Genomic DNA, 26,428 nt, shown 5'->3' on the forward strand with positions numbered 1-26,428 from the left:
AGTTCGATCATGAGCTGGGCGAGAATTATGGCTCCTCTTGCAGGAGCCCAGAGCGACAGGGGGGTGCTGGCGTCAGCAGCGACCCTGGCTGCGGCGTTCGACGCCGAACTGGCCTGCATCCATGCGCCGGCCGACATCGCCGACCTGATGCCCTGGATGGGCGAAGGCTTCATGGGCGGGGTGCAGGTCACCGCGCTGGAAAGCCTGAAGGAGGCCGCCGTCGAGGGCGCACGCGCCGTTGGGGTGATGGCCGCCGAGATCGGCTATGGCCGCACGCGCATCATCAGCCTCGACTCGCCCGTCTGGGCGGGCCTGGCGATGGAGGGGCGTCTGTCCGATGTCATCGTGTTCGACGACGCCGCCGCGCGCGGCAAGGGGCCGCTGGCCGAGGCCTTCCAGCAACTGGTCGCCGACGAGCAGCGTCCCGTGGTCGTGGCCCGGCCGGGCCTGAAGGTGGGCGGGGTGGCCGTGGTGGCCTGGGACGGCGGCAAGGAAGCCAGCCGCGCCCTACGCACGGCCCTGCCGTTGCTGCAAAGGGCCTCGTCGGTGATCGTGGCCGGCGCGCCCGAGGCCTCCTCGCGCCATTTTGACCTGTCGCGGATGACCGACTTCCTGGCGGCCCGGGGCGTCAGCGCCACCAGCCAGGTGCTGAAGGGGTCCGGTGACGCCGCCGGCCTGCTGCAGGGCGTGGCGCGTGACGTCGGCGCCGATTTCCTGGTGGCCGGGGCCTTTGGCCATCCGCGCCTGCAGGAGTTCATCTTCGGCGGCACCACGCGCAGCCTGCTGAACAGCGAGGGTCCCTCGCTGTTTCTGTCGCACTGATCCCCAACGTCAATTCTTCAAGGGAGGCTTAGATGTCCCTGTCGCGCATTGTCATGCGTCTGGCCCGCAATCCGGGCACCGAGTTCGCCGGCGGCGACGATCACCGGGGCTATGCCCTGACCGCGCCCCTGACCGCCGACGGTCATCTGGACGAGGCCGCCTATGCCAGGTCCAAGGCCCAATGCAGCGTCCGCCGCTTTGCGCCCGATGAAGAGGCCGTGGACGGTCGCCTGGCCCGCAAGGGAACGCGCTGGTTCTTCGACTATGACGACACCGACACCGCCGACGACGAGCCGGTGCACCGCCTGGGCGAGCACCGCTTTGCGCTTGGCGAATATGTCACCGTCACCGACGAGGACGGCCGGCCGTTGACCTACAAGGTGATGGAAGTCGCCCAGCTCTGACCTGAACGGTCCTGGTCAGCCGCCGACATTGTGGCGGACCAGGGCCTTCATGTCCTTGAAGACGTCATGGTCGCCCGAGTCGCGGTCCTTGGCCTTGACGGTGGCCACCGCGATCGGGCCGCCCTTGGGGCCACGGGCCTCGTAGCCGACCACGCGATAGCCGCTGGGGGCCTTGTCGCTGGCCAGGATCAGGGTCGAGCGGATCGCGTCGCCCTTCCTGCTATGGCGGATTTCGGCGCCGTCGTCGGTGGCACGGATGGCGACATCGCCGTCGCCGCCCTCCTCGGTGGTGACACTGACGCTTTCGCTGTGCTTGCCGTCCTTGACGGTGACGTTCTTGTTGATCCGCACCTCGGCGGCACCGTCATCGCTGTTGATGGTCATGTCGCCGATCTTGATATCGGCCCCGTCATCGCTGGCGTCGATCCGAACGCCGGGCAGATGGATGCTGGTCCTGTTGCGGCCGTCCTTGGCACCGCCCGGAGTGGGAGCCAGCGCGCGAACTGCCGGCATCAGGGCCTTCAGCTCGGTCTCGATCGGGGCCAGGGCGTCCTCGGCGTCGCCGCCGTTCAGCGACACCAGCCGTAGCAGGATCTCGGCCCCGTTGCCGGTATAGGCGCAGGAGAGGCCGTCGGCCGCCGCGTTGACGCGGGTGAGGGCACCCTGTTTTTCCGGACAGTCGAGCTTCGAGATCACCCGCACCGGTTCGCGCCGCACGCCATGCTCATGCCGCTCGGTCTTGCTCGTGTCCGGGCGATGACAGCCGGCCAGGGCCAGAGCGCTGACGCTTGCGACAAGAATCCAGGTCGAGTGACGCATGACCATCCCTTTTGAAATCGAGGGGAAGGTGAGCGTGGCGCGGCGAGCCGTCCAGTGAATTCCCGGTTAGGACTCGCCGCGAGGTTTACTACCCAGGCCGCGCGCCGCCCTCGCGTCGGGCCAGGAAGGCCAGGCGCTCGAACAGGTGGACGTCCTGCTCGTTCTTCAGCAGGGCGCCGTGCAGGGGCGGGATCAGCTTGGTCGGGTCTTTTTCGCGCAGGGTCTTCTCGTCGATGTCCTCGACCAGCAGCAGCTTGAGCCAGTCGAGCAGCTCCGAGGTCGAGGGCTTCTTCTTCAGGCCCGGCACCTTGCGCATGTCGTAGAAGATGCGCAGCGCCTCGGCGACCAGCTTCTGCTTGATCCCCGGATAGTGGACATCGACGATGGCCTGCATCGTCGCCTCGTCGGGGAAGCGGATGTAGTGGAAGAAGCAGCGGCGCAGGAAGGCGTCCGGCAGTTCCTTCTCGTTGTTGGAGGTGATGATGATGATCGGGCGCACCTTGGCCGCGATCGTCTCGCCGGTCTCGTAGACATAGAATTCGTTGCGATCCAGTTCCTGGAGCAGGTCGTTGGGGAACTCGATATCGGCCTTGTCGATCTCGTCGATCAGCAGGACGGGGCGAACCGGGGCCTCGAAGGCCTCCCAGAGCTTGCCCTTCTTGATGTAGTTCTTCACCTCCTTGACGCGCTCGTCGCCCAGCTGGCTATCACGCAGGCGGGTCACCGCGTCGTACTCGTAAAGGCCCTGCTGGGCCTTGGTGGTCGACTTGATGTGCCAGGTCAGCAGGGGCGCGCCCATGGCCTTGGCGACCTCATAGGCCAGTACGGTCTTGCCGGTGCCCGGTTCGCCCTTGATCAGGAGCGGACGCTCCAGGGCCACGGCCGCGTTCACCGCGACCTTCAGGTCGTCGGTCGCCACATAGTCGGAAGTGCCTTCGAAGCGCTGGCTCATGCCCATCCTCTGCCGGATTGGTCCGGTCTCAAACGAGCGTTCAAATTACCGGCGTCGACGCGGTTGGCAAGGGTGTCGGACGACAGAGTGCGGATTAAAAACCCGGATTGTCAGGCGAAGCGTTCGGACAGGGCGTCTGCGACCGCCGCCATGGTCGGGTTCCAGTCGTAATAGTCAGACGACGAGAAGCAGCGGATCTGTGGATACCAGGGCAGACGGTCCGAGCCCAACCGGGTCCAGGAGCCGGCCCCGCTGATCTGCCAGACCGGCGCGCCGCAGGCCCCCGCCAGATTGATCGTGGCGTTGGAGAAGCCGACCACCAGGTCCATGGCGCAGCACAGGGCCGCCACATCGTCGAGGTCCTGCTTGAGGTCGATCTGCGGCGGCTGCCAGATGTCGATCCCGAACTCGGCCTTGGCGTGGGCGATCTCTTCGGCGCAATCGCCATATTGCAGGTTCACGAAGGTGATCCCGGGCGTTTCCAGGATGGGGCGCCAGAGGTCGAAGGGCGAGAACTGCCGGGCGCGCTCACCGTTCAGCTTCAGGCTCTTCCACAGCAGCCCCACCTTGGGACCCTTGGGGGCTGCGTCCAGTTGGGCGCGCCAATAGGCGACGCGCTCGGGATCAGCGGTCAGGAAGCTCGGGCGATCCGGAAAGGCCTCGATCGTGGGACGCAGTACCGGCAGCAGCGAGCCGATGGGGGTCCACAGGTCGATCTTCGACCAGTCAGCAATGTTGGGCGCGGTACGCATGACCCGGCCCTCGAACGAGACCGTGCGATGGGCGGTGACCTCGACCTGCGGGAAGGTGCGCTGGAACAGAGGGACCAGCCGGTGTTCGACCGCCAGGGACAGCGCGCCCGCGTCACCGAGGGCCTCGATCACGTCGGGCAGCATGTTGGCGAACATCACCTCGTCGCCCAGGCCCTGCTCGGCGCAGACCATCAGGCGCTTGCCGGCCAGGTCCTGGTCCGGCGTCCAGCGGGGCGAGTCGATCAGGAAGCGGGGGGCGTCGGTAAGGGCCGGGGAGAAGCGGGCTTCGTAAGCGGCCCAGCCCTCGGTTACGCGGCCAAGGCACAACAGAATGGTGGCGCGCGCGAACTGCATCATCGCCAGGTCCTCGCCGGACTCGGCCTGGGCGATGGCCGATTCGCAGTCGGCCAGCGCGCCTTCGATGTCGCCCAGGTCCAGGCGGGCATAGGCGCGATTGTGATAGCCCTTGCCGAAGTTCGGAGCGAGGCGCAGCGCTTCGTCGAAGAAGGTGAGGGAGCCGTGTCCATCGCCCAGGCTGCACATCACCGTGCCCAGGGTGTTCCATAGGATCGGCTGGCCCTGGTCGGCCATGATCGCGGGTTTCAGGATCTCGATGGCCTCGTCGCAGCGATTGAGATCGCGCAGGGCGCAGGCCAGGTTGTTGGAGGCCTCAACGCAGTCGGGGCGGGCCAGTCGATAATGGGCAAAGAACTTGGCCGCGATCTCGGGCATGTCCATGCGATAGGCGAGACGGCCCAGGTCGCCGGCCACCGTGCCGTGGTCTGGCAGGAGCTTCAGGGCAGCTTCATAGGCCTTCATGGACGAAACGAAGTCGCCGGTCTTTTCGCGAGCGATCGCCAGGACGTGCCAGGCGACGCCCTGACGCTCGTCATGTTCCAGAACCTTCAGCGCCAGTTCGTCGGCCTTGGGATAGTCGCGCGAATGAATGGCGGCGATGGCCTGGGCCAGCAGGCGGGCGGCGTCGCGATTCTTCAGTTCCTTGGCGGCCTTCTCCAGCCGGGTCAGCGCCTCGAGTGACGCCGAGTCGCCCATGGCCGTCGCCGCCATGCCGCGCTGGACGATCGCCTCTGCCGTGATCTCCTGCTGGGCCAGCGAACTGGCGGAGCCTTCGAGGGCGCGTTTGCGGGACATGGTAAGGGCCTTGCCAGTTTGGTGTTAACCATCCTGTGGGACAGTATGCTTAATTGAGTCCTAAGCTGCGGCTCTCGGTCGCATGGCCAGCAAGACGGCGTTAACCCGCTTTGTCCTAACCTGGCTCTTGACCCGCCAATCGTGGCGGACCGGGTTTCGTGGCGATTGCAGAGGGGAGCCGCATAAGTGCCTTTGAAGCTTTCGCTGAAGCCCGGCGAGAAGTTCGTTTTGAACGGTGCGGTGGTCCAGAACGGGGATCGGCGCGGCGTTCTTGTCTTGCAAAACAAGGCATCCGTCCTCCGCGAGAAGGACATCATGCAGCCGGATCAGGTCACGACGCCGTCGCGTCGGATCTATTTCCCGGTGATGATGATGTATCTCGAAGAGAGCGTCGCAGAACGATTCTACGAAGAATTCGCCACGCGCCTGAACGAGTTCATGAGCGTGGTGCGTAACCCAGCTGTGCTTGGCGACTGCATTGCAATCTCCAAGCACGTCATGGCCCGCGAGTACTACAAGGCGCTCATGTTGAGCCGTAAGTTGATCGAATACGAAGACGAGAGGTTGGGGCATGTCTCTTCGGGCCTATCAGCAGGCGGCCACGAGGTCTGAAAATCCGCGTGAGCTTGAGTACCGCCTGTTTGGTCAGGTGACTCGCGCTCTCATGGACGCGTCGAAGGCGCCGGTGGATGACGTCGCGACGCGTATCGACGCGCTCGACTGGAATCGCCGCGTCTGGTCGGCGATGGCCACCGATTGCTCGTTGCCGGAAAATTCCCTGTCGCCCGACCTGAGGGCCAGCATCATTTCGCTGAGCCTCTGGGTGGGGCGTCACTCCAGCGCCGTCATGCGCAAGGAGGAAGATTTCGAGCCGCTGATCGATATCAATCGTACGATCATGCAGGGCCTGGCCGGTCGCACCGACGCGGCTTGAGAGCGTCCGTTCGGGTCCTCGGACTCGATTGCCCACCCCCTTAGGAACTTCCTGCCGCCCGGCGAATATTGCATTCGCCGGGCGGTTTCGTGCCTGGGGTGTTGATAGAAAAAGATCATCAAAATCAATGCGTTAAAAGTTGGCCTCGCGGGTGCGCGACTGGCCCGGCGCTTGCGATGTGGATTGCGGGCAAAACGCCCAGCCGGCCTGCCGGATAAATCCCACCAAAATGGTAGGTGATCTATGATGAACTCAATCAACACCAATCCCGGTGCGCTCATCGCACTGCAAAACCTCAACGCAACCAACTCGGAGCTTGCAACAACACAGGGCCGCATCAACACCGGTAAGAAAGTCGCCAACGCCAAGGATAATGGCGCGATCTGGTCGATGGCCGAGATGCAGAGTTCAGCTGCTAGCTCGTTGAATTCCGTGAAGGATTCCCTCCAGCGCGGTCAATCGACGATCGATGTGGCGCTCGCAGCTGGCGATACGATCACCGATCTGCTCAGCAAGATGAAGGAAAAGGCCCTGGCCGCTTCCGACACCTCGCTGAACACCGCCAGCTTCAACGCTCTGAAGGCCGATTTCGAGTCGCTGCGTGATCAGATCACGAAGGCGGCTACGAACGCCAAGTTCAACGGCGTCAGCATTGCTGACGGCTCGACGGCGGCGCTGACCTTCCTGGCCAATTCCGACGGCGGTGGTTTCACCGTTGCAGCCAAGACCCTGACCCTCACGGGGATCGGCCTGGCCGCTGCGTCGACCTTCACCGATGCTGCGACGGCCAAGACGATGATTGCGACGATTACGACGGCACTCACCACGGCGACCAACAAGCTGTCGTCCTTGGGCACGAACTCGATCGGTCTGGATACTCACCTGACCTTCGTGGGCAAGCTTCAGGACAGCCTGGAAACCGGTGTGGGCAATCTGGTCGACGCGGATCTGGCCAAGGAAAGCGCCAAGCTGCAGTCGCTGCAAACCAAGCAGCAACTCGGCGTCCAGGCTCTCTCCATCGCCAACCAGACTCCGCAATCGATCCTGTCGCTGTTCAAGTGATCCGATTTGCCGGGCGACCTTCGGGTCGCCCGGCGCCTCCTTTCAGCTGGGCGCCATGTGCCCGGCAAGAATTTCCCATGACCAAAGGCTCCCGGCAGAAATTGCAGGGAGCCTTTGTCGTTAACAGACCTATAACGCATATTTCTCAATGACTTGTGCGTCCGCCGCAGGTGGGCAGGTTTGGCCCGGTCATTGCTTCCTACTTGGGTGAGCAAAAAGCTCCCGGCAGTCAAAATGACGTCGGCACACCTTGAAAAGGACAATTCGTTATGGCGCTGAATAGCATCAACACGAACGCCGGCGCTCTGATTGCGCTGCAAAACCTCAACTCGACCAACATGGAACTGGCCACCGTCCAGCAGCGCATCAACACCGGTAAAAAGGTGGGGAGCTCCAAGGACAATGGCGCGATCTGGGCCACGGCCAAGATCCAGACGTCGCAAGCCAATTCCCTCAACTCGGTGAAAGACTCGCTGCAACGCGGTCAGTCGACCATCGATGTGGCCCTGGCCGCCGGTGACACCATCACCGACCTGCTGGGCAAGATGAAGGAAAAGGCCCTGGCCGCTTCCGACACCTCGCTCAATACCGCCAGCTTCAACGCCCTGAAGGCCGACTTCGAGTCGCTGCGCGACCAGATCACCAAGGCTGCTACAAACGCCAAGTTCAATGGCGTCAGCATTGCCGATGGTTCGACCACCAAGCTGACCTTCCTGGCCAATAACGACGGCTCGGGCTTCACGGTCGACGCCAAGACCCTGTCGCTGACCGGTATCGGCCTGACCGCCGGCTCGACCTTCGCCGACGCCACCGCCGCCAAGGCCATGATCGCCACGGTCAGCACCGCCCTGCAGACGGCCACCAACAAGCTGGCCTCGCTAGGGACAAGCTCGACCGGTCTCGACACCCACCTGACCTTCATCGGCAAGCTGCAAGACAGCCTGGAAGCCGGCGTTGGCAACCTGGTGGATGCCGACCTGGCCAAGGAAAGCGCCAAGCTGCAGTCGCTGCAAACCAAGCAGCAGCTGGGTGTCCAGGCGCTGTCGATCGCCAACCAAGCTTCGTCCTCGATCCTGAGCCTGTTCCGATAAGGAATGGAGGAGGCGGGTTCCGCAAGAACCCGCCTCCATCTCTACACCTCAGGCCGAAAGACGGGGAGAACCAACATAGGAGGACGCCGACGCGTAGGCGCTGGCGCAAGGACCATGGAAACCAAAGCCGCTTTGCCGGCTCTGCCGGCTGATCCTGCCCCTCAGGGGCCAATTCCCAAGTTCAACGCCCCGGAGTCTTCCGTGGGCGCTGTCGGCGTTTCTGAACCGCGTGTCGAAGTGACCGGCCCGCAGCCCGGCGACCTGCGCCTGGTGATCGAGCAGGATGAAGATACCAAGACCTTCATCTACAAGACGGTTGATCGGCGTACCGGCGAGACCCTGCAGGTCTTGCCGCGCGAGGACGTTCTGAAGCTGAAGCACGCTGCCGGCTATGACCCCGGGGCGGTCTTTGACGGCCTGAGCTAGGGGCGAGAACGGCGCTCGACGGTCCTGCGACGCACGGTCGCGGGACTATGTGGTTATGGTTTATTTCCGTTAACCATAATCTTACCTTCTGATCCTACGGTCGGTTCCGTGAGGGCGCGCTCGCCATGAGGCCTGCGCACCAAACCCGGAAAAAATTTCCGATCGGAGGCCGCGAATGACGCTTAGCGTCAACACCAATCAGCCCGCGCTGATTGCTCTGCAGAACCTGAACAAGACCAACGATGACATGCAGGGCGTTCAGTCCCGCATCAACACGGGTCTTGCGATCTCCAGCGCCAAGGACAACGCGGCTGTCTGGTCTATCGCCCAGGAACAGCGCGCAGACATGAACGCCCTGTCGGCGGTCAAGATGAGCCTGGATCGCGCGACCTCGGTCGCTGACGTGGCCCTGGCGGCCGGCGAGTCGGTGTCCGACCTGCTCAATCTGATGCGTGAAAAGGTCGTTGCCGCCAAGGACACCTCGCTGACAAGCTCGTCGCGCGTGGCCCTGAACGCCGACTTCCAGGGGCTGATCAAGAACCTGACCCAGGTGCTGTCCAGCGCCACGTTTGACGGTGCCAACCTGCTCAACGGCAGTCTGACCTCCGACATCTCGTTCCTGGCCGACGCCGACGCCGGCACCTCAATCACGCTGAATTTGCAGAACCTGTCGCTGGGCGGGACGATCAACACCCTGTCGGCGACGGACGACATTCTGAGCGTCACCAACGCTACCGGTGTGCTGACCCGCCTTGACGCGTCCATGAGCGCGATCAACCAGGCTGTCGGCAATATCGGCACCCAGGCCAAGCAGATCGAGGCGCACAACAGCTTTGTCTCGCGCCTGAACGATGTGCTCGAGACCGGGGTCGGCAATCTGGTCGATGCAGATCTGGCCAAGGAAAGCGCTCGATTGCAGGCCTTGCAGGTCAAGCAGCAACTGGGTGCCCAGGCGCTGTCGATCGCCAACAATGCGCCGCAGATCATCCTGTCGCTCTTCAAGGGCGGTTAAGGCCTGGGCGCCCGGCGCCATGCGTTGGGCGTCTGAGCCTTTTGGCGGTTTCTGGCCGCCGCTCTGGGCGGAACGGACTATGCCCGGCGCGGCGCGGACGATACGCTTGCGCCAGGTCTGCAAGGGGGGATTCTGACGGCATGATCGATCTTCGCGAGTTGCGGGACGAAGACGAAGGCGTTCTCTTCCAATGGCGTTCGGAGCCGGAGGTCGATCGCTGGATGTCCGACGCCGCCTTTCCGAGCGCAGACGCCCATGCCGCCTGGTTTTCCAGCCTGCGCTCAGATCCTGACATGCGGGGATGGCTTATCACCCGCGGCGGGACCGCTGCCGGGCTTCTCACCCTGACCGGTTTGCTCAGCCACCATCGCCGCGCCGGCTGGAACTGGTTTCTCGGCTCGGCCGAAGCCCGGGGGCGTGGTGTCGGTCGCGCCGCCCAGGTTCTGGGCCTGGACCGCGCCTTTGGTGAACTTGGCCTGCACAAGGTTTTCGCCGAGGTCATGGCCGACAACGACGCGGCCCTGAAGGCCCAGGCGGGTTCGGGGTTCCGGCGAGAAGGTTATCTGCGCGGCCACGTCCTGAAAAATGGCGCGCCGCGCGATGTGGTGATGTTGGGCATACTGGCTGACGAGTGGCGCGACCTGCGCGAGGCGGCCCGTCGTAGCCTCGTTGAGGCCCATCTGATCGCCGCCTGATCCCAAGTCTTAACGAGTCATCAGCGTTCCCTGTGCGAAGAACACGGATGCGCTCCATGCGCCGTCGGAACCTGTCGTGATCACTTTGGACACCAGCGCTCTGCTCAGCTACTATCAGGCTCGTACGGGCCAGCTGAACGGCGCGCCCACGGCGGCGACTACGAGTGGCGGCAAGACCAAGGCCGTCGTCCCCTCAGCGCCCTGGCTTTCGAAAACCGCCGAACCCAGCGCCTTGGTCAAGGCCGCCCTCGGCGGTCGCAAGTTTGTCGACGAATCGGCCAACGAGACCACGCTCAAGGGCGCCAGCGGCGACTATAAAAAGCTGTTCGCAACCTACCAGGCTCTCAACACCCTCTCGGCTCTGGCCGCGCGGTCGTCCGAGAAGGGCGTCACCGACAGCGAGCTCAAGCGCCTGCAGGCAGTAATCACCAAGGGCCTGTCCGAGGTCACCAGCTATACCCAGAACGTCACCCTGGAGCAGGGACGCCTGACCGCCGGCACGGTCATGACCAGCGACCGCTCGACCGTCGGCGTACCCAAGAACGTCTATGGCTATGTGTCCGATACGATCTATTCGGGCCAGTCCGACGACGTGGTTCCCAATTTCCAGGGCGACGTCAGCTTCGACATGGCGGTCAAGCGCTTCGGCGTGACCACCAACCTGACGATGAACCTGGCCGACATGGGCGCGACGCCGCGCACGATGTCCAATGTCGTCAGCTTCATGAACACCAAGCTGAAGGCCGGGGGCTTTGAGACCAGCTTCGCGGTGGATCGCAAGATCGGCGAAACACGCACCGTGCAGGTCAACGGCCAGGCCGTGAAGCTGCCGGCCACGGGCGACGACTTCGCCCTGCGCATCAAGGGCGATTCGTCAGAGCAACTCACCTTCTCGGCGTCCACCTCGTCGCCCGCCGTCTACATCACGACGGCCGCCGGCGATCCCGATCCCGATGATGACACCAAGACCAAAGACGCAGTCATTGAGAACACCCTGACCAAGTACAGCGCCGCCGGTGGTGGCCAGCCGGGCGGCAAGGTGTTCTCTGAAACCCTGCAGGGCACGATCTCCAGCGTCCGCAAGACCATCGCCGGGGCCGACGGCTCGATCTACATGCTGGCCGACGTCACCAAGGACATCAGCAGCCAGGTCATCAAGGGCGAGCAGGATGTGGCCCTGCTGAAGTACGATTCAGCCGGCCACCTGCTGTATGCGCGCAGCCTGGGCGCCACGGACACGGCCAGCGGTCTTTCGCTGGCGGTTTCGACTGACGGCAGCGTTGCGGTGGCCGGATCGATCACCGGCCGCCTGCAGGGTGCCGTTAATGGCCCGATCAATTCCGACGCCGCGACGGGCCTGACCGACAGCTTCGTTACTCGCTATGACGCCAAAGGCGACGAGGCGTGGACCGTGCGTCGCGGCGGCTTGCTGGAAGACGAGGCGACCGCCCTGGCATTTGGAGCCAACGGCGTCCTCTATGTCGGTGGGCGCTCCAAGTCCGATCTTCCAGGATCGACCGGGACAGCTGGGGGCGGGGGGTATGATTCCTACCTCACGGCCTTTGCAACCGACGTCAACGGCACACCCCGGGCCCTGTTCACCAACAAGTTCGGCGGCGCAGAGAACGACTCTGTCACCGATATTGTGGTCAACGGCTCTCAGGTGATCGTCGGCGGCAAGGAAAGCGGCAACGCCGTCCTGCGCAGCTTTACGGTGAACCCGACCGTGGTCACCGAAAATGCCACCAAGGTCGATTCCAACGGCATCATCACCACCACGCCCGTCAACTACACCAAGACCGCCACCCTGACGGCCGGCGCTGTGCGTGACCTGGGCTCGCTGAAGGGCGGGGATCTGGCGGGACTCAAGATTGACGGCGGCCAGCTGTATGTGGGTGGCTACACCTCCAACGGCGCGCTGGGCATCCAGAACACAACCACGGCGGCCTCGGGTGGTTCCGACGGTTTCGTCGGCCGCGTTGCGCTGGATCTCTCCGACACCAGCGCCGACACCCTGGCCTACTATGGCGGCACGGGCGACGACACCGTCACCGGCATGGACGTGGCCAATGGTTCAGCCTGGCTGGTCGGCTCGGCCGGCAAGGACCTCGAAGGCCAGGCCACGGTCGGCGAGAAGGATGGCTATGTCGCCCAGATCGACGTCGCCACCGGCGGGGTCTCATGGTCACAGCGCCTGACCGGCAAGGACGGCTTCGCCACCCCGACCTCAATCTCGGTCGACAAGGCCGGTGCCAGCAGCCTGGACCTGTTTGGCCTGCCCAAGGGCGCGATGGACTACACGCAGTCTGAGCGCGTGGTCTCGGCCACGGCGGCGCGGGCGGGCGACACCTTCCAGATCCGCACCCGCGAGCGCGGGCCCCTGACCACCATCACCATCGACGCCAGGGACACGCTGGAAACCCTGGCCGACAAGATCAAGCGCGCCTCCGGCTTCAGCGCCAAGGTCGAGCAGTCCAGCGACGGCAACGCCCGCAAGCTCAAGATCAGCCCGGCTTACAACACCTCAACGGTCGAAATCCTGGCGGGGAAGGGGGGCACTGACGTCCTCCAGGCCCTCGGCCTGGCCGCTGGCGTCGTGCGCAGCACCAAGACCGAGAACGGCAAGACGGTTTCAGCTGACGGCGGCGGTCCGGTGTTTGGCCTGCAACTGCCGCCGGAACTTGATCTGATGAGCGAGGCAGGCCGAAAGAACGCCGCCTCGGTGCTGACCCGTTCCATGTCGGCCGTCCGCACCGCCTATCGCGAAATCGCCGACACCGCCCTGGGTGTGAACTCGTCGGCCGGCACCACCTCTGGCAAGACGGGCGGCACGGTTCCGACCTATCTGAAGAACCAGATTTCCAACTATCAGGCCGCATTGGACCGTCTGACGGGCGGATAGTCGGTTCCCGGCTCCTGTGACGCTTGAAAGCGTCATCCTTGCGTCGTAGCCAGAGAGCATGGAACTTCTGAAAGACCGACGGATCGTTTTGGCGGGCGGCGCGGCCCTGGCGCTGATCGCCGGGCTGGGCATCGCCATTGCGCTTGTCAGTGGCCAGGACAAGCAGACCGAGCCGCCTCCGGCCTCGCGAGCCGGCCTGATCGTTGAGACCGGTCGCGCCGACGACACCAAGCTGGACCCCGCCCGACCTCTGCGCTGCTTCGTCGGCGGCCAGTTCGTTGGCGAGACCACCCTGGCGGAATGCGCCAAGAAGAACGGTGTGGCCACCGGCGCGCTCGACGTCGGCGTCGACGAGACCGGTGCCCTGGCCGCTGCTGATCAGGCCGGCATGGTCCTGACGCCGCTGCCGCCGACAGTCGATGCCCCGCCAACGCCTATGCCGTCCATGCCCGGTCCTGCGCCGGTTCCGTCCACCGCCACCGTCAGCGCGCCTCTGGCCGCCTGCTGGCGCTATGCCGGTAACGAATGGCGCCGCCTGCCGGGAGACATTACCCTCAATGCCTGCGCCCAGACCCTGTTCGCCGGCCGTTGCGAGAAGACCGGCGGGGCCACATATGGGCGTTGGGGCGAGGAAACCCTGCGTCTCGTGCCAGGTCGCGTCGAGGCGTCTTCGGACAATCGCTCCTTCCATTCCGTGATCGACCAGGGACCGAACTGCTCGATCCCGGTCGCCGGCTAAGACGAGTCACCGCCATGCGTCGTCCGTTCCTGATCGCCGTTTCCGTCGCTGCCGCCGCCCTGGCCCTCTCGGCCTGCGAAAAGCAGATCAAGGCCCCGTTCGAGCAGGGCGTCTGCTTCCAGGTGGCGACCAACAAGGACAAGACGCTGCGTTTCAATCCGGTGGCGCGCAACGTCGCGTCGATGGAACTGTGCGCCGCCGAGCTTGAGGGGATGCGGGTGCGGTTCGTCCGGATGGGCAGCCCCAACCGTACGCTTGTCGGCTCTTACCAGGGCAGCTTCATCTTCCTGGAGAAGGAAGGCATCTATCTGGGCCAGACCTATGACGGTGCGCGCTTCATGTCGCTGGTCCGCACCGGCGATGGCCGTCTGGCCGTGCCGGGTGCCGTGCAGCGTCAGTAGAACGCCGCTCTCCCGCTCAACGGCGATCCACAAGAACGTATTGAGAACAAATTGTCTTGACGTTCCGGGGTCGTTAACGTCCTGATCAGATTCCGGCGCAAGGGTCGCCGGGCGAGATCAAGGTCGAAACGATGGCGGGCAGCGTCAACAAGGTCATTCTGGTGGGCAACCTCGGGGCCGATCCCGAAATTCGCAGCCTGGGTTCGGGCGATCGCGTCGCCAACCTGCGCCTGGCCACTTCGGAAAGCTGGCGCGACCGCACGACGGGCGAGCGCAAGGAAAAGACCGAGTGGCACCGCGTCGTGATCTTCAACGACAACCTTGTGAAGGTGGCCGAGCAGTACCTCAAGAAGGGCTCGACGATCTATATCGAGGGCGCGATCCAGACCCGCAAATGGACCGACAATACCGGCGCTGAAAAGTACTCCACCGAGATCGTGCTGCAGAAGTTCCGTGGTGAACTGACCATGCTGGGCGGCCGAGGCGACGGCGCAGGCATGTCGTCGGGCGGTGATGACGGTTATTCCAGCGGCGGCGGTGGCGGTGGTGGTTACGGCGGCGGCGCCCCGCGCAGCCAGCCCAGCGGCCCGCGCGAGAGCTTCTCGGCCGACCTGGACGACGAAATCCCTTTCTAGGCTCACGCCTGAAGCGACCAGAACGTCACGGGGCGGTCTCCTTGCGGAGGCCGCCCCGTTTTGTTGCGGGCGATCAATCGATCTTGATGAACGGCGTCGAGCCGCCGGTGACCTTGGGCAGGACGCCGTCCCACTTCTCGATGGCCTGCTGTTGCAGCACCTGCGGGTTCGAGCGCAGGGCTTCGCCCTTGATCCGGATGGCCTCTGCCTCGCCCTTGGCGCGGGCGACGGCGGCGTTGGCCAGGGCGGTTTCCTTGGCCTCCAGGGCCTTGGCGGCCAGGGCTTCCTGCTCCAGCTGCGTTTTGCGCTGCATCTGGTCGATGACGGCGGTCGGGTAGCGGATCGAGCCGATCCAGTCGAGCTGCGAGACATTCACCCCGTGCCGGGCCCACTTGCCGGCCACCCGCGCATAGGCCTTCTGGATCACCATCTGCCGTCCGCCGCTATAGAGTGTTTCGACCCCGACCCGCTCGGCTTCGGCCGCCACGGCCGAGCGCACGTCATTGCGGATCGGGCCGTCCAGCAACTGGTCGAAGGTCAGGCGATAGGTCTGATAGAGGGCCGGTGCCGAGGCCGGGTTGACCTGCATGGTCACCGAGACGTCGGCGGTCATCGGCAGGCCGGTATTGTCGGAGAAGGTGATCTCCTCGTTCTCGTTGCCGCGCTCGTCTTTTTCCCGGGTGTAGCTATAGGTGCGCTGGATTACCGGGTACTGCACGATGCGTTCGCCGATGCCGCGCAGATACCAGCGGGCGGGCAGGGCCTCGGGCGCAACGCCCGCGCCGGCCCCGAGGGTGCGGATCTTGACGCCCACATTGCCGGGCTCGACCGTGGTGCTGTGGCCGATGACCTGGCAGCCACCGATCAGCAGGAGAAAGCCGACGGCTCCGGCGATCAGGGTGCGCTTAACGGCGGCGGGGTTTGTCGGCGGCCTGGCGGGCTTGCCCGGTTTGCCGAAAGGGGAATGTTCGATGTCGCTCACCATCGGTCTTTCTCGTTTTTCGATCCTGCTGGGTATGGGGCGAGGATTCGGCGCTGGCGTCTTGCCTGCAGTGCTGTTGGATGTATTTTGAATTGCAGTTCTTTTTCATTGCGCGCGAAGCGCGTGTCCGGTGAGGCGGCGTCATGCGCAAGGCGTTTCGAGCGGGAATTATGATCGGCGGGCTGCTTTTGGCCACGCCGACGCTGGCCCAGACGTCAGCACCAGACCCTGCACCAGCACCAGCGGCCTCCGGCAGCGCCGATATCGACCCCGTCACCGTCAAGGCTGCCAATCGCAAGCGGGTGCTGGCCTTCGCGCGCGAGGTCTCGGCGCTGAGCGGCGAACAGATTTCCCGCCGACCGCTGCGGCTTTGTCCGCTGGTCGCGGGGGCACCGCGTGAGGTGAACACCTATGTCGCGGCGCGTCTTCGCGAGGTCGGTCAGGCGGTGTCGATCTCCTTCGAAGACAAGGCGTGCCGGCCCAACCTTCTGATCCTGTTTTCCCGCGAACCCGACGTGATGCTCACCCAGGCGCGACGCCGTTACAAGATCAGTTTTGCTGGCGCTCAGTTGCCGGCGATCGAGCGCTTTGTCGCCGACCCGCGCCCTGTCCGCTGGTGGCACGCCATCGCTACGACCTCCAATCTGGGCTCTATTTCCACAATGTCCGACGCCTTTGGCCCAGAGGAAGTACGGTCGCCGGGCAGTCGCATTGTTGCGCCGACCCGCAACCTGATCGGCGCTTCGGTGGTCGTGATTGACGCCCGGCAGATGGCCGGGGTCGAGATCGGTGCCCTTTCAGACTATGTGGCCATGGTCTCGCTGGCTGATATCGACGCCAATCCATCAGTGCCGGGGCAGGCGTCGATCCTCAATCTGTTCGCCCGGGACGTGCCCGCCGACAAGGTCGCCAAGCGACTGACGCCCGTAGACCTGGCCTATCTGACGGCCCTCTACCGCGTGCGGCCCGATCTGCGCGGTGCCAACCAGTTGTCTCAACTGGCGGCGCTTATGGCTGAGGAGCTTGAACGCTGACCCTGGGCCTTGCGGCGCACGCCTTGTCCGGTCTTCATGCGCGGCTGAAATTCAAGGAGTCGCCATGTCGCCCTCATCCTGGATCGCCGCCGTCGGTGCCCTGACTCTTCTGGTCTTCGCCGGCGGTGCCAGGGCGGCGGCTCCGGTGTTCACGCCGACCGCCTGCGTGGGCGACTATTCAGCGGTCAGCCAGAAGGTCGATTGCGGGAATCTGATCGTTGACGAGGCGCGCGACAAGCCGGGAAGCCGCCGCATCAGCGTGGCTGTGGCCATCGTACGCGCTTCTGCGCCCAAGGCGGGCCTGCCGCCGGTGATCTACCTGCACGGCGGTCCCGGCGGCGCGGCGGTGGCCGGCGTGCCGCGGATGCTGCAACGACCGGCGGCCCAGGACTATATCGGTGTTGACCAGGACTGGATCTTTATGGACCAGCGGGGCGGAGGTCTCAGCGACCCGTCGCTCGACTGTCCGGGGACGGCCCTGACGGACGCAGGTCCTCCGTCCGACAAGGACGCTGACGGCATCGTCGCCTGCCTGCAGGCCTTCAGGGCCAAGGGCGTGGACCTGTCACGCTACAACGCTGTCGAGGTAGCCCATGACGTCCAGGACCTGCGCAAGGCGTTGAAGCTGGACAGGATCGATCTGTTCGGCGGCTCGTACGGCACCCGGATAGAGGCGGCGATCCAGGCCAACGCGCCCGAAGGCGTGCGAGCCGTGGTGCAGGATTCTCCCTGGCCGCCGGAGGCTGCCTGGACGGTGGGCGGGCCGGAGATGGTTTCGGGATCCATCGACATTGTCATGGCCAAGTGCGCCAAGGTGGCCGAGTGCGCCCGCCGCTATCCCGACCTGAAGGCCAGGCTCTCGGCCGTCGCCGAGCGCTGGCTGGCCGGTCCGCAGACCGTGGGGGGCAAGACCTACACGGCCGACGACCTGGGCGGCTATCTGATGGACGCCAGCTATTTCAATGCTGCCTATCTGCCGCGCGACCTGTGGAAGATCATCCAGGGCGACCTTTCGCCGGTCGATGAGTTCGTCGGGGCTCGCGACTACTATAGCGAAGGTCAGTTCATGACCCATTTGTGCAAGGAAGAACTGCCCTTCGAGTCCCGTGCGGCCGTGGCCGCCGGAGCCGGCAAGGATCCGGTCGCCCGACTGATGGTGGCATCGATGCAGCGCCTGCACGACATCTGCAAGCGCATCGATGTGGGGCCGATCCTCGCCAGCGAGAACCTGCCGGTGAAGACCGCCATTCCGACCCTGTTCCTGGCCGCAGAGATCGATCCGGGCTGTCCGCCCGACCTCACCCGCGCGGCGGCCAAGGGCTATGCCGGCAGCCAGGTGGTGATCGTCACCAACGCCACCCACGGCGTCACCAGCCGCAGCGCTTGCGCGCGCAAGATGGTGCGGGCCTTTTTTGCTGATCCTGGCCAGCCGGTGGATCGCAGCTGCCTGCCCGCGTCTGACGCTCTGATGAGCTTCGTTTACGACTGAGGCGTGAGGATCAGGTTGGCCAGGTCGAGCGCGTCCCAGTCGGCGGCGCGCGGCGCGGTCAGAATCGGCGTGCGGGTCTCGAAGGCGCGCAGCATGTCGGCGGTCTGATCCAGATCCGGCGCATCAAGGCTCTCGCTCATGACGATGGCGGCCACTGTCAGGCCGCGCGACCGGACGACCTCCAGCGCCGTCAGCACGTGGCTGACGGTGCCGAGGTAGGAGCCAGCGACCAGCAGGACGGGCAGGTCCAGGGCGACCATCAGGTCCAGATTGGTGGCCGTATCGGTGAGGGGCGACATCACTCCGCCGGCCCCTTCGACTAGCAGCAAGTCGCGGTCGGGACGTGCCAGGCGGGCGCGGCAATCGGCGATCAGGTCGCCCACGTCGAGGGTCTCGCCCTCCAGTCGCGCCGCGAGGTTGGGCGCGAGTGGCGCGCGATAGCGGCGCGGCGAGATGCGGGGCAGGGCGTCGGGCTCGCCCAGGGCGTGGGCCAGCCGTGCCGGATCGCTGGCCGCCGGATCATCTGGGTCAAAGCCGCTGACTACGGGCTTGAAGGCGTCGGCTGTCAGGCCGCTGGCGAGGACGGCGCGCAGCAGGGCGCAGGCCACATGGGTCTTGCCGATGTCGGTGCCGGTTCCGGCGACGAACAGGGCCTTCATGCGGCTAGCTCCCGGCGAATGCCGGCGACAAGATCAGCCAGCCTGGCGATATCGGCGTCGGCATGGGCGGCGCTGAAGGCGAAGCGCAGGCGGGCCGTGCCCTCGGCCACGGTTGGCGGACGGATAGCGACCACGAGGAAACCCTCGGCTTCCAGCCTTGCTGAAGCCTCGAGCGCGGCAGCGGCCGAACCCATGATGACCGGCACGATGGGGCTTTGGGCGGGCGGCAGGCCCAGGGCCTCGGTGAAGGCGCGGGCCTTGGCCAGGGGCAGGGCGGTCAGGGCTGGATCCGCCTCGATCACGTCCAGCGCCGCCAGGGCCGCCGCGGCCGATGCGGGCGGCAGGCCTGTGGCATAGACCACTGTGCGGGCCCGGGTCTTCAGCAGGTCGATCACGGCCTGGGAGCCGCACAGATAGCCACCATATGAGCCCAGCGCCTTGGACAGGGTACCCATCTGCAGCGGAATCTCGGTGCCGGGGAACAGGGCCGCCGAGCCACGTCCTTGCGCCAGAACGCCAACACCATGGGCGTCGTCCGACAATAGCCAGGCGTCGTGGGCGGCGCAGACGGCCGACAGTTGGTCCAGCGGGGCGATGTCTCCGTCCATCGAGAAGACGCCGTCGGTTGCGACCAGGGCGTGGCGGCCGCCGGCGCGCTCGGCCTTCAGCAGCCGATGCAGATCCTCTACGTCATTGTGCCGAAAGATGATCACCCTGGCGCCCGACAGCTTGGCACCGGCGAAGATGCAGGCGTGGGCCAGGGCGTCGACCAGGATCACGTCGCCCGGCCCAGCAAAGGTGGGGATGACGCCCAGATTCGCGAGGTAGCCCGAGCCGAACAGGCAGGCGGCCTCAGTCCCCTTCAGTCGCGCAAGGCGTTTTTCCAGATCGCCCAGCAGGGGGTGATCGCCGGTGACCAGCCGCGAGGCGGCCGCGCCGGCCCCGTAGTTCAGGGCCGCCTCTGCTGCGGCGGCGCGCACGGCCGGATGGTGGGTGAGGTTCAGATAGTCGTTGCAGGAGAAGGAGATCAGCCGCCGTCCATCGCGCTCGACGACCGCCCCATCCAGCCGTCGGGTCGGCTTGAGTGTACGGCGCAGACTCTGCGCTTCCAGGGCGTCCAGCTTGTCGCCGGCGAAGGCGTCGAGGCTCTGCATGCTGTTTCCTGTTTGCGAAGCTAGGGCGCTGGGCATAGGCAGTGCGCCCCCGCTTCGCAACGAAAAGGCGGGGCGCAATGCAGGATCATCATGACCCCCGATTGGATGAGCGCCGGCGCGCCCCACGTGTGGCGACCCTATTGCCAGATGCAGACCGCCCGGCCGCCCCTGCCGGTGGTCGCCACCCATGGCGCGCGGCTGGTGCTGGCCGATGGCCGCGAACTGGTCGATGGCCTGGCGTCGTGGTGGACGGCCTGCCATGGCTACAACCATCCCCATATCGCCCAGGCCCTGCGCGACCAGATCGAGCGGATGCCGCATGTGATGTTCGGGGGGCTGGCGCACGAGCCGGCCTATCGCCTGGCGCGGCGTCTGGCCGATCTGCTGCCGGGAGACCTCAACCATGCCTTTTTCGCCGAGTCAGGCTCGGTGGCGGTCGAGATCGCCATGAAGATGGCCCTGCAGTTCCACATCAATCGCGGGGTGCAGGGGCGGACGCGGTTCCTGTCGTTCCGGGGCGGCTATCATGGCGACACCCTGGCCACGATGACGGTTTGCGATCCTGAGGAGGGGATGCACAGCCTGTTCTCGGGCGTCATGCCGGCCCAGGTGATCGCCGACCTGCCGCGCGACGCCGAGGGCGAGGCGGCGCTAGACGCGCTGTTGACGCAACGAGGCGGGGAGGTTGCCGCCATCCTGGTTGAGCCTCTGGTTCAGGGCGCCGGCGGCATGCTGTTGCATGGCCCCGATACCCTGCGGGCCCTGCGCCGCCTGGCCGACGCCCACGGGGTGCTGTTGATCTTCGACGAGATCTTCACCGGCTTTGGCCGCACCGGATCAATGTTCGCCATGCAGGCGGCGGGGATCGAGCCCGACATCGTCACCCTGTCCAAGGCCCTGACCGGCGGAACCTTGCCGCTGTCGGCGGCCGTGGCCTCGACGCGGGTGTTCCAGGCCTTCCTGTCCGATGATCCGGGCGCGGCCCTGATGCATGGGCCGACCTATATGGCCAATCCCCTGGCCTGCGCGGCGGCCAATGCATCGCTGGACCTGTTTGAGGACGGATCGTGGCGGGCCGACGTGGCGCGGGTCTCGTCGGCGTTGGCCCAGGGGCTGGAGCCCTGCCGGATCGCGCCGGGCGTCGTTGATGTGCGGGTGCTGGGGGCCATCGGCGTGGTCGAGTTCGAAGCGGCCGTGGCGGTGAGCGACCTATGCGCCCGGTTCGCGGAGGAAGGGGTCTGGATCCGGCCGATGGGCAAGGTCATCTATCTGACGCCGGCCTTCACCACGCCCGACGCCGATCTTGCCCTACTGACACGGGCCGTTCGCCGGGTTCTCGGCGTCGATTGACCCCACTTGATTGCCCCCCCTCTAGATTGACCACGGCGGCGGGGTCTGGTCCAAGCGGGCCATGTCCTCGCAGTCGCCCCTTTCCGGCCTGGAACGCCTCGCCATCGTGGGGATCATCCTGACCTGGGGCCTGAACAACGCCGCCGCCAAGGTAGCGACCGAGCATCTGCCGCCCATGATGGTGGGGGGGCTGCGGTTCGCCCTGGCCCTGCTGTTCCTGTTTCCGTTCATCAAGCCGCCGTTTCCCGAGCCGAAAAAGCTGCTGGCGATCATCCTGTTGTCCGGGCCGATCCATTTCGCCCTAGTCTATATCGCCTTTGGCCTGGGCCAGTCTCTGAGCCCGCTGGTCGTGGCCAGCCAACTGTGGATTCCGTTCACGGCCATAGCCGCCTGGCGCATGATGGGCGAGACGATGCGCTGGCCGGCGGTGGCTGGCCTGGTGATCGCCTTTGTCGGCGTGGCCTGGATGAGCCTGGACCCGCATGGGGGAAGCGACCTGCCGGCTGTGGCGCTGATCGTGCTGGCCTGCGGAGCCTGGGCGGTGGCGACTGTGCTGGTGCGCATGACGCCAGGTGTTAAGCCCTTGAAGGTTCAAGGCATGACAGCCCTGTTCGCGGCCCCCATCCTGATCGGTCTGTCCTTTGGTTTCGAGCCTCGGGTGGTCGAGCGGGTGACCAGTGCGCCGCTGATTGCCTGGTTGTGCGTGGCCTTCGCCGGCATCGTCTCGACCATCGGGGCCAGCGCCCTGCTGTTCTGGCTGGTCCAGCGGCGAGAGGCGGGCCGGGTGACGCCCTATTTTCTGCTGACGCCGCTTGTCTCTTGCACGATCGGCATAGTGTTCATGGGCGATCGTCTCACGCCGCAACTGCTGATCGGCGGGGCCGCGACCATGGCCGGGGTGGCGCTGGTCGCTTTGACGGAGAAGCGCGGTAAGGTCGTGGTGGTCGACCCGGTCTAGGTGCCGCGTTCTGCTGCGTTCAAAAAGGGCACCCCGGGACATCGCCCCGGGGGCCGGTGGTATCGGCCTTACTTCACCACGCCGCAGGCCACGCGGGCACCGGCGCCGCCGATGGGCTGGCTCTTGTGGTCGTCAGGGTTGGCGTGGACGACGATGGCCGAGCCGTCGGCGTCGAGCAGGGCGGGGCGGCCACCTGCGCCCTTCAGCGAGACCAGTGGCGAATAGAGCTCGGCCATGGCGGTGCCGTCCGGGCCGGCGTAGATGTTGGGCAGGTCGCCGTTGTCGTTGCCGGCCGGATTGAGCAGGCCGTGGACCACGGTGGCCGTCGTATGAACATGGGCACCGGCCGACTTGAAGTCAGGCGTGCCGCAATCGCCCTTTTCGTGGAAATGCAGGCCGTGCCAGCCGGGCGTCAGGCCCTTCAGTTCCACCTTCAGCAGCACGCCATGCGGCCCCTCGGCCAGGCTGGCGACGCCAAGGTCCTTGCCGTCACCGGCCTTGATCGTCGCAGTGGCGCTCTGGCCGCCTGCGACTTGTGCTGAGACGGCTCCTGCGGTCGCCAGACAGGCGATCGCGAAAGCGGCGGCGGCGAGGGAGGAGCGCATGGGAAATCCTTCAAAAACAAGCGGGCGGGAGGAGCGGCCGTCCCTGAAAGGTGGCGCCGACCCAGTGGGAATGCTAACAGTTTAGGACAGTTCCGTGTCCGATTCTGACGGCGAAAAATCCCCTTGAGCGACGATCAAATCACTACCCCTCCCGAAGGGCCGCGAGGGGATATCGCCCCGATCTTTATCGAGGACGAACTGCGTCGTTCGTACCTCGACTATGCGATGAGCGTGATCGTCAGCCGCGCCCTGCCGGACGCGCGAGACGGCCTGAAACCTGTTCACCGCCGCGTGCTGTTTTCCATGCACGAACAAGGGCATACGCCGGATCGCTCCTATGTGAAGTCGGCCCGTGTGGTCGGTGATGTGATGGGTAAGTATCACCCGCACGGCGACTCCTCGATCTATTTCACCCTCGTGCGGATGACGCAGTCCTTCTCGATGGGCCTCATCCTGATCGACGGCCAGGGCAATTTCGGTTCGGTCGACGGCGATATGCCCGCGGCCATGCGCTACACCGAGTGCCGGATGGCACCGCCGGCGCTTGCCCTGCTGGCCGACCTGGACAAGGACACGGTCGACTTCCAGGACAATTATGACGGCAAGGAGCAGGAACCTTCGGTCCTGCCGTCGCGGATTCCGAATCTGCTGGTCAATGGCGCAGGCGGCATCGCCGTCGGCATGGCCACAAACATCCCGCCACACAATCTGGGCGAGGTCATCGACGCCTGCCTGGCCATGATCGACGATCCCGATGTGAGCGTCGAAACCTTGCTGGATCTGGTGCCGGGGCCCGACTTCCCGACCGGTGGCGAGATCATCGGCCGCAGCGGCCCACGTCAGGCCCTGCTGACCGGGCGCGGCTCGGTGATCATGCGCGGCATTGCTTCTGTGGAAGAGATCCGCGCCGGGCGCGAGGCGATCGTCATCACCGCGATCCCGTATCAGGTGAACAAGGCCAATCTGGTCGAGTACATCGCCGAACTGGTGCGTGACAAACGCATCGAGGGCGTCAGCGACATCCGCGACGAGAGCAACCGCGACGGCATGCGCATCGTGGTGGAGCTGAAGCGCGACGCGTCGGGTGACGTGATCCTCAACCAGCTCTACCGCTTCACGGCGCTGCAAAGCTCGTTCGGCGTCAATATGCTGGCCCTGAACCGCAAGCGCCCTGAACAGATGGGCCTGTACCAGCTGGTCGATATCTTCGTGAAGTTCCGCGAGGAGGTCGTGGTTCGGCGGACCAAGTTCGAACTGGGCAAGGCGCGCGATCGCGGCCACGTCCTGGTCGGCCTGACCATCGCCGTGGCCAATATCGACGAGTTCATCCACATCATCCGCTCGTCCAAGGACCCTGCCGAGGCGCGCGAGCGTCTGGTGGCCAGGGCCTGGCCGGCCGGCGACATGCTGCCGCTGGTCGAGCTGATCGCCGATCCGCGTACGCTCAAGGAAGAGGGCGACCTGATCCGCCTGACCGACGAGCAGGCCCGCGCCATCCTGGCCCTGACCCTGTCGCGCCTGACCGGCCTTGGCCGTGAGGAAATCGGCAACGAGGCGCAGGCCCTGGCCGAAGCCATCCGCGGCTTCCTGGAGCTTCTCTCGGACCGCGCCAACATCATGGCCGTGGTTCGTCAGGAACTGGTCGAGGTGCGCGACAAGTTCGCCGTGCCACGCCGCTGTCAGATCGTCGACGGCGACGCCGACGTGGAAGACGAGGACCTGATCGTCCGCGAGGACATGGTCATCACCGTCACCATGGGCGGCTATGTGAAGCGCACGCCGCTGGCCAATTACCGCACCCAGCACCGGGGCGGCAAAGGCAAGTCGGGGATGGCGACCAAGACCGAGGATGCGGTCACCCGCGTGTTCTCGGCCTCGACCCACGCGCCGCTGCTGTTCTTCACCTCGGGCGGCAAGGTCTACAAGCTGAAGGTCTGGAGGCTGCCGCTGGGTGCCGCCAATTCGCGCGGCAAGGCGTTCGTCAACCTGCTGCCGATCGAGCCGGGCGAGACCATCACCTCGATCCTGACCCTGCCGGAAGACGAAAGCACCTGGGACCGCCTGGACGTGATGTTCGCGACGCGCTCGGGCAGCGTGCGTCGCAACAAGCTGAGCGACTTCGTCGACGTGCGCCGCAACGGCAAGATCGCCATGAAGCTGGATGAAGGCGACGGCATTGTCGGCGTCGGCGTCTGTGGGACCGAAAACGATATCCTGCTGACCACCTCGGTGGGCCGCTGCATCCGCTTCTCGGCCGATGAGGTGCGCGTGTTCGCCAGCCGTGATTCGACCGGCGTTCGCGGTGTGAAGCTGGCCGAGGGCGACAGCGTCATCTCGATGGCCATCCTGCGCGGCGTCGACGCCACGCCGGCCGAGCGCGCCGCCTATCTCAAACATTCGCGCGCCATGCTGCGCGCGGCCGGCGAAGAGGGCGACGATGCCCCGGCGCCGGAAGAGGCCGACGAGGACGTCGGCGAGGCCAGCCTGACGCCTGAGCGAATCGCCCAGCTGGGCGCGGCTGAGGAGTTCATTCTCACGGTCTCGTCTGAAGGCTTTGGCAAGCGCACCAGCGCCTATGACTATCGCCGTACAGGCCGGGGCGGGCAGGGGCTGACAGCCCAGGACCTGAGCAAGCGCGGCGGCCGCCTGGCGGCCTCGTTCCCGGTCGACGACAGCGATGAAATCCTGTTGGTGACAGACGCTGGACAGTTGATACGTTGCCCCGTCGCGCAAATTCGTGTTGCAGCGCGGAATACTCAGGGCGTAACCGTCTTCCGCACCGCGAAAGACGAGCATGTCGTGAGTGTGGAGCGGTTGGCCGACGCCGGTGGCGGCGACGCCGACGAAACAGGCGATCAAAGCGGGGCGGACGAGACCCCGTAGGCGCTGAAACGCAGGGGGTTGCATGAGGGTCGGGCTCTATCCCGGAACGTTTGATCCGGTCACTAACGGCCATCTCGACATTATTGGTCGGGCCGTGAAGCTGGTCGACAAGCTGGTGATCGGCGTGGCGGTGAACATCGGCAAGGGTCCGCTGTTCTCGCTGGAGGAGCGGGTGGCGATTCTCGAAGAGGAAACCGCTCACCTGTCCAAGACGGCGGTGATCGAGGTTCGGCCGTTCGATACCCTGCTGATGCACTTCGCCCGTGAGGTCGGAGCTCAGATGATCGTGCGCGGCCTGCGGGCGGTGGCTGATTTTGAATATGAATTCCAGATGACCGCCATGAACCAGCAACTGGATCGCGAGATCGAGACGGTGTTCCTGATGGCCGATCCGCGCCACCAGGCCATTGCCTCGCGGCTGGTCAAGGAGATCGCGGCCCTGGGCGGTGACATCTCCAAGTTCGTGCCGGTGCGCGTGGGCGAACAACTGGTCTCCAAACTTCGCAAAGCCTGAAC

The 26,428-nt window shown here is 65.4% G+C and carries 25 protein-coding genes and 1 pseudogene; 19 read left to right on the forward strand and 7 right to left on the reverse strand.

The window, feature by feature from the left end; translation table 11 throughout:
- Nucleotides 1-9 precede the first annotated feature (9 nt).
- Complete coding sequence (locus ACW179_RS13885) at nt 10-822, forward strand: universal stress protein (protein WP_492060067.1); 813 nt, start codon at nt 10-12, stop codon at nt 820-822.
- Between the two features lie 32 nt (nt 823-854).
- Nucleotides 855-1,226, forward strand: a complete 372-nt coding sequence (locus ACW179_RS13890; protein WP_492060068.1) for a hypothetical protein — start codon at nt 855-857, stop codon at nt 1,224-1,226.
- Between the two features lie 15 nt (nt 1,227-1,241).
- Here the strand turns inward: ACW179_RS13890 and ACW179_RS13895 are convergent, their stop codons facing one another.
- The 3 genes from ACW179_RS13895 to ACW179_RS13905 all read right to left on the reverse strand — a co-directional run bounded on the left by ACW179_RS13895 (nt 1,242) and on the right by ACW179_RS13905 (nt 4,901).
- Nucleotides 1,242-2,045, reverse strand: a complete 804-nt coding sequence (locus ACW179_RS13895) for a hypothetical protein (RefSeq protein ID WP_492060069.1) — start codon at nt 2,043-2,045, stop codon at nt 1,242-1,244.
- Between the two features lie 88 nt (nt 2,046-2,133).
- On the reverse strand, nt 2,134-2,997 hold the full coding sequence (locus tag ACW179_RS13900; protein ID WP_492060070.1) for an AAA family ATPase: 864 nt from the start codon (nt 2,995-2,997) through the stop codon (nt 2,134-2,136).
- Between the two features lie 110 nt (nt 2,998-3,107).
- The gene (locus ACW179_RS13905; protein WP_492060071.1) at nt 3,108-4,901 is read right to left on the reverse strand and encodes a tetratricopeptide repeat protein; all 1,794 of its coding nucleotides are present in this window, start codon (nt 4,899-4,901) and stop codon (nt 3,108-3,110) included.
- A 186-nt stretch (nt 4,902-5,087) separates the two neighbouring features.
- Between ACW179_RS13905 and flbT the strand changes: the two genes are divergently transcribed.
- From flbT to ssb, 11 genes are all read left to right on the forward strand, one after another.
- Nucleotides 5,088-5,513 (forward strand): flagellar biosynthesis repressor FlbT, encoded by a 426-nt coding sequence (flbT, locus tag ACW179_RS13910; RefSeq protein WP_492060072.1) that lies wholly within the window; start codon nt 5,088-5,090, stop codon nt 5,511-5,513.
- Nucleotides 5,473-5,835 (forward strand): flagellar biosynthesis regulator FlaF, encoded by a 363-nt coding sequence (flaF, locus tag ACW179_RS13915; protein ID WP_492060073.1) that lies wholly within the window; start codon nt 5,473-5,475, stop codon nt 5,833-5,835. The genes flbT and flaF overlap by 41 nt, the downstream gene beginning before the upstream one ends.
- A 243-nt stretch (nt 5,836-6,078) precedes the next feature.
- Nucleotides 6,079-6,897 carry a flagellin gene (locus ACW179_RS13920; RefSeq protein WP_492060074.1) on the forward strand — a complete coding sequence of 273 codons (819 nt, stop codon included), beginning with the start codon at nt 6,079-6,081 and terminating at the stop codon, nt 6,895-6,897.
- Nucleotides 6,898-7,166: 269 nt separating this feature from the next.
- Nucleotides 7,167-7,988: a flagellin gene (locus ACW179_RS13925; RefSeq protein ID WP_492060075.1), complete on the forward strand. Its 822-nt coding sequence runs from the start codon at nt 7,167-7,169 to the stop codon at nt 7,986-7,988.
- 114 nt (nt 7,989-8,102) lie between these two features.
- On the forward strand, nt 8,103-8,414 hold the full coding sequence (locus ACW179_RS13930) for a hypothetical protein (protein WP_492060076.1): 312 nt from the start codon (nt 8,103-8,105) through the stop codon (nt 8,412-8,414).
- A gap of 175 nt (nt 8,415-8,589) precedes the next feature.
- A complete protein-coding gene (locus tag ACW179_RS13935; protein WP_492060077.1) occupies nt 8,590-9,426 on the forward strand; it encodes a flagellin in 837 nt (278 codons plus the stop codon).
- Nucleotides 9,427-9,566: 140 nt separating this feature from the next.
- Entirely contained in the window at nt 9,567-10,121 is a 555-nt protein-coding gene (locus ACW179_RS13940) for a GNAT family N-acetyltransferase (protein ID WP_492060078.1), read from the forward strand.
- A gap of 76 nt (nt 10,122-10,197) precedes the next feature.
- The gene (locus ACW179_RS13945) at nt 10,198-13,023 is read left to right on the forward strand and encodes a hypothetical protein (RefSeq protein WP_492060079.1); all 2,826 of its coding nucleotides are present in this window, start codon (nt 10,198-10,200) and stop codon (nt 13,021-13,023) included.
- A 58-nt stretch (nt 13,024-13,081) separates the two neighbouring features.
- On the forward strand, nt 13,082-13,762 hold the full coding sequence (locus ACW179_RS13950) for a hypothetical protein (RefSeq protein ID WP_492060080.1): 681 nt from the start codon (nt 13,082-13,084) through the stop codon (nt 13,760-13,762).
- Between the two features lie 14 nt (nt 13,763-13,776).
- Entirely contained in the window at nt 13,777-14,163 is a 387-nt protein-coding gene (locus tag ACW179_RS13955; RefSeq protein ID WP_492060081.1) for a hypothetical protein, read from the forward strand.
- Between the two features lie 131 nt (nt 14,164-14,294).
- Nucleotides 14,295-14,798 carry a single-stranded DNA-binding protein gene (gene ssb / locus ACW179_RS13960; RefSeq protein WP_492060082.1) on the forward strand — a complete coding sequence of 168 codons (504 nt, stop codon included), beginning with the start codon at nt 14,295-14,297 and terminating at the stop codon, nt 14,796-14,798.
- 73 nt (nt 14,799-14,871) lie between these two features.
- Here the strand turns inward: ssb and ACW179_RS13965 are convergent, their stop codons facing one another.
- Nucleotides 14,872-15,771 (reverse strand): SPFH domain-containing protein, encoded by a 900-nt coding sequence (locus ACW179_RS13965; protein WP_492064317.1) that lies wholly within the window; start codon nt 15,769-15,771, stop codon nt 14,872-14,874.
- Between the two features lie 179 nt (nt 15,772-15,950).
- On the opposite strand from ACW179_RS13965, the gene ACW179_RS13970 reads away from it, so the two are divergent.
- Nucleotides 15,951-16,814 carry a hypothetical protein gene (locus ACW179_RS13970; RefSeq protein ID WP_492060083.1) on the forward strand — a complete coding sequence of 288 codons (864 nt, stop codon included), beginning with the start codon at nt 15,951-15,953 and terminating at the stop codon, nt 16,812-16,814.
- 64 nt (nt 16,815-16,878) lie between these two features.
- On the forward strand, nt 16,879-18,303 hold the full coding sequence (locus tag ACW179_RS13975) for an alpha/beta hydrolase (RefSeq protein WP_492060084.1): 1,425 nt from the start codon (nt 16,879-16,881) through the stop codon (nt 18,301-18,303).
- Here the strand turns inward: ACW179_RS13975 and bioD are convergent.
- Entirely contained in the window at nt 18,294-18,962 is a 669-nt protein-coding gene (gene bioD, locus ACW179_RS13980; protein ID WP_492060085.1) for a dethiobiotin synthase, read from the reverse strand. The genes ACW179_RS13975 and bioD overlap by 10 nt on opposite strands.
- Nucleotides 18,959-20,116, reverse strand: a complete 1,158-nt coding sequence (bioF, locus tag ACW179_RS13985) for an 8-amino-7-oxononanoate synthase (RefSeq protein WP_492060086.1) — start codon at nt 20,114-20,116, stop codon at nt 18,959-18,961. The genes bioD and bioF overlap by 4 nt, the downstream gene beginning before the upstream one ends.
- Before the next feature lie 90 nt (nt 20,117-20,206).
- On the opposite strand from bioF, the gene ACW179_RS13990 reads away from it, so the two are divergent.
- Together ACW179_RS13990 and ACW179_RS13995 are read left to right on the forward strand one after the other, a co-directional pair.
- Entirely contained in the window at nt 20,207-21,466 is a 1,260-nt protein-coding gene (locus ACW179_RS13990; RefSeq protein ID WP_492060087.1) for an adenosylmethionine--8-amino-7-oxononanoate transaminase, read from the forward strand.
- A gap of 26 nt (nt 21,467-21,492) precedes the next feature.
- Nucleotides 21,493-22,424: pseudogene (locus ACW179_RS13995) on the forward strand (DMT family transporter).
- Nucleotides 22,425-22,492: 68 nt separating this feature from the next.
- Here ACW179_RS13995 and sodC read toward each other — a convergent pair.
- Complete coding sequence (sodC, locus tag ACW179_RS14000) at nt 22,493-23,029, reverse strand: superoxide dismutase[Cu-Zn] (RefSeq protein ID WP_492060088.1); 537 nt, start codon at nt 23,027-23,029, stop codon at nt 22,493-22,495.
- Nucleotides 23,030-23,152: 123 nt separating this feature from the next.
- On the opposite strand from sodC, the gene gyrA reads away from it, so the two are divergent.
- Together gyrA and coaD are read left to right on the forward strand one after the other, a co-directional pair.
- Nucleotides 23,153-25,912 carry a DNA gyrase subunit A gene (gene gyrA, locus ACW179_RS14005; protein ID WP_492060089.1) on the forward strand — a complete coding sequence of 920 codons (2,760 nt, stop codon included), beginning with the start codon at nt 23,153-23,155 and terminating at the stop codon, nt 25,910-25,912.
- Between the two features lie 22 nt (nt 25,913-25,934).
- Nucleotides 25,935-26,426 (forward strand): pantetheine-phosphate adenylyltransferase, encoded by a 492-nt coding sequence (gene coaD, locus ACW179_RS14010; RefSeq protein WP_492060090.1) that lies wholly within the window; start codon nt 25,935-25,937, stop codon nt 26,424-26,426.
- The last annotated feature ends 2 nt before the right edge of the window (nt 26,427-26,428 follow it).

The sequence above is a fragment of the Caulobacter sp. AVps18 genome, assembly GCF_058681425.1.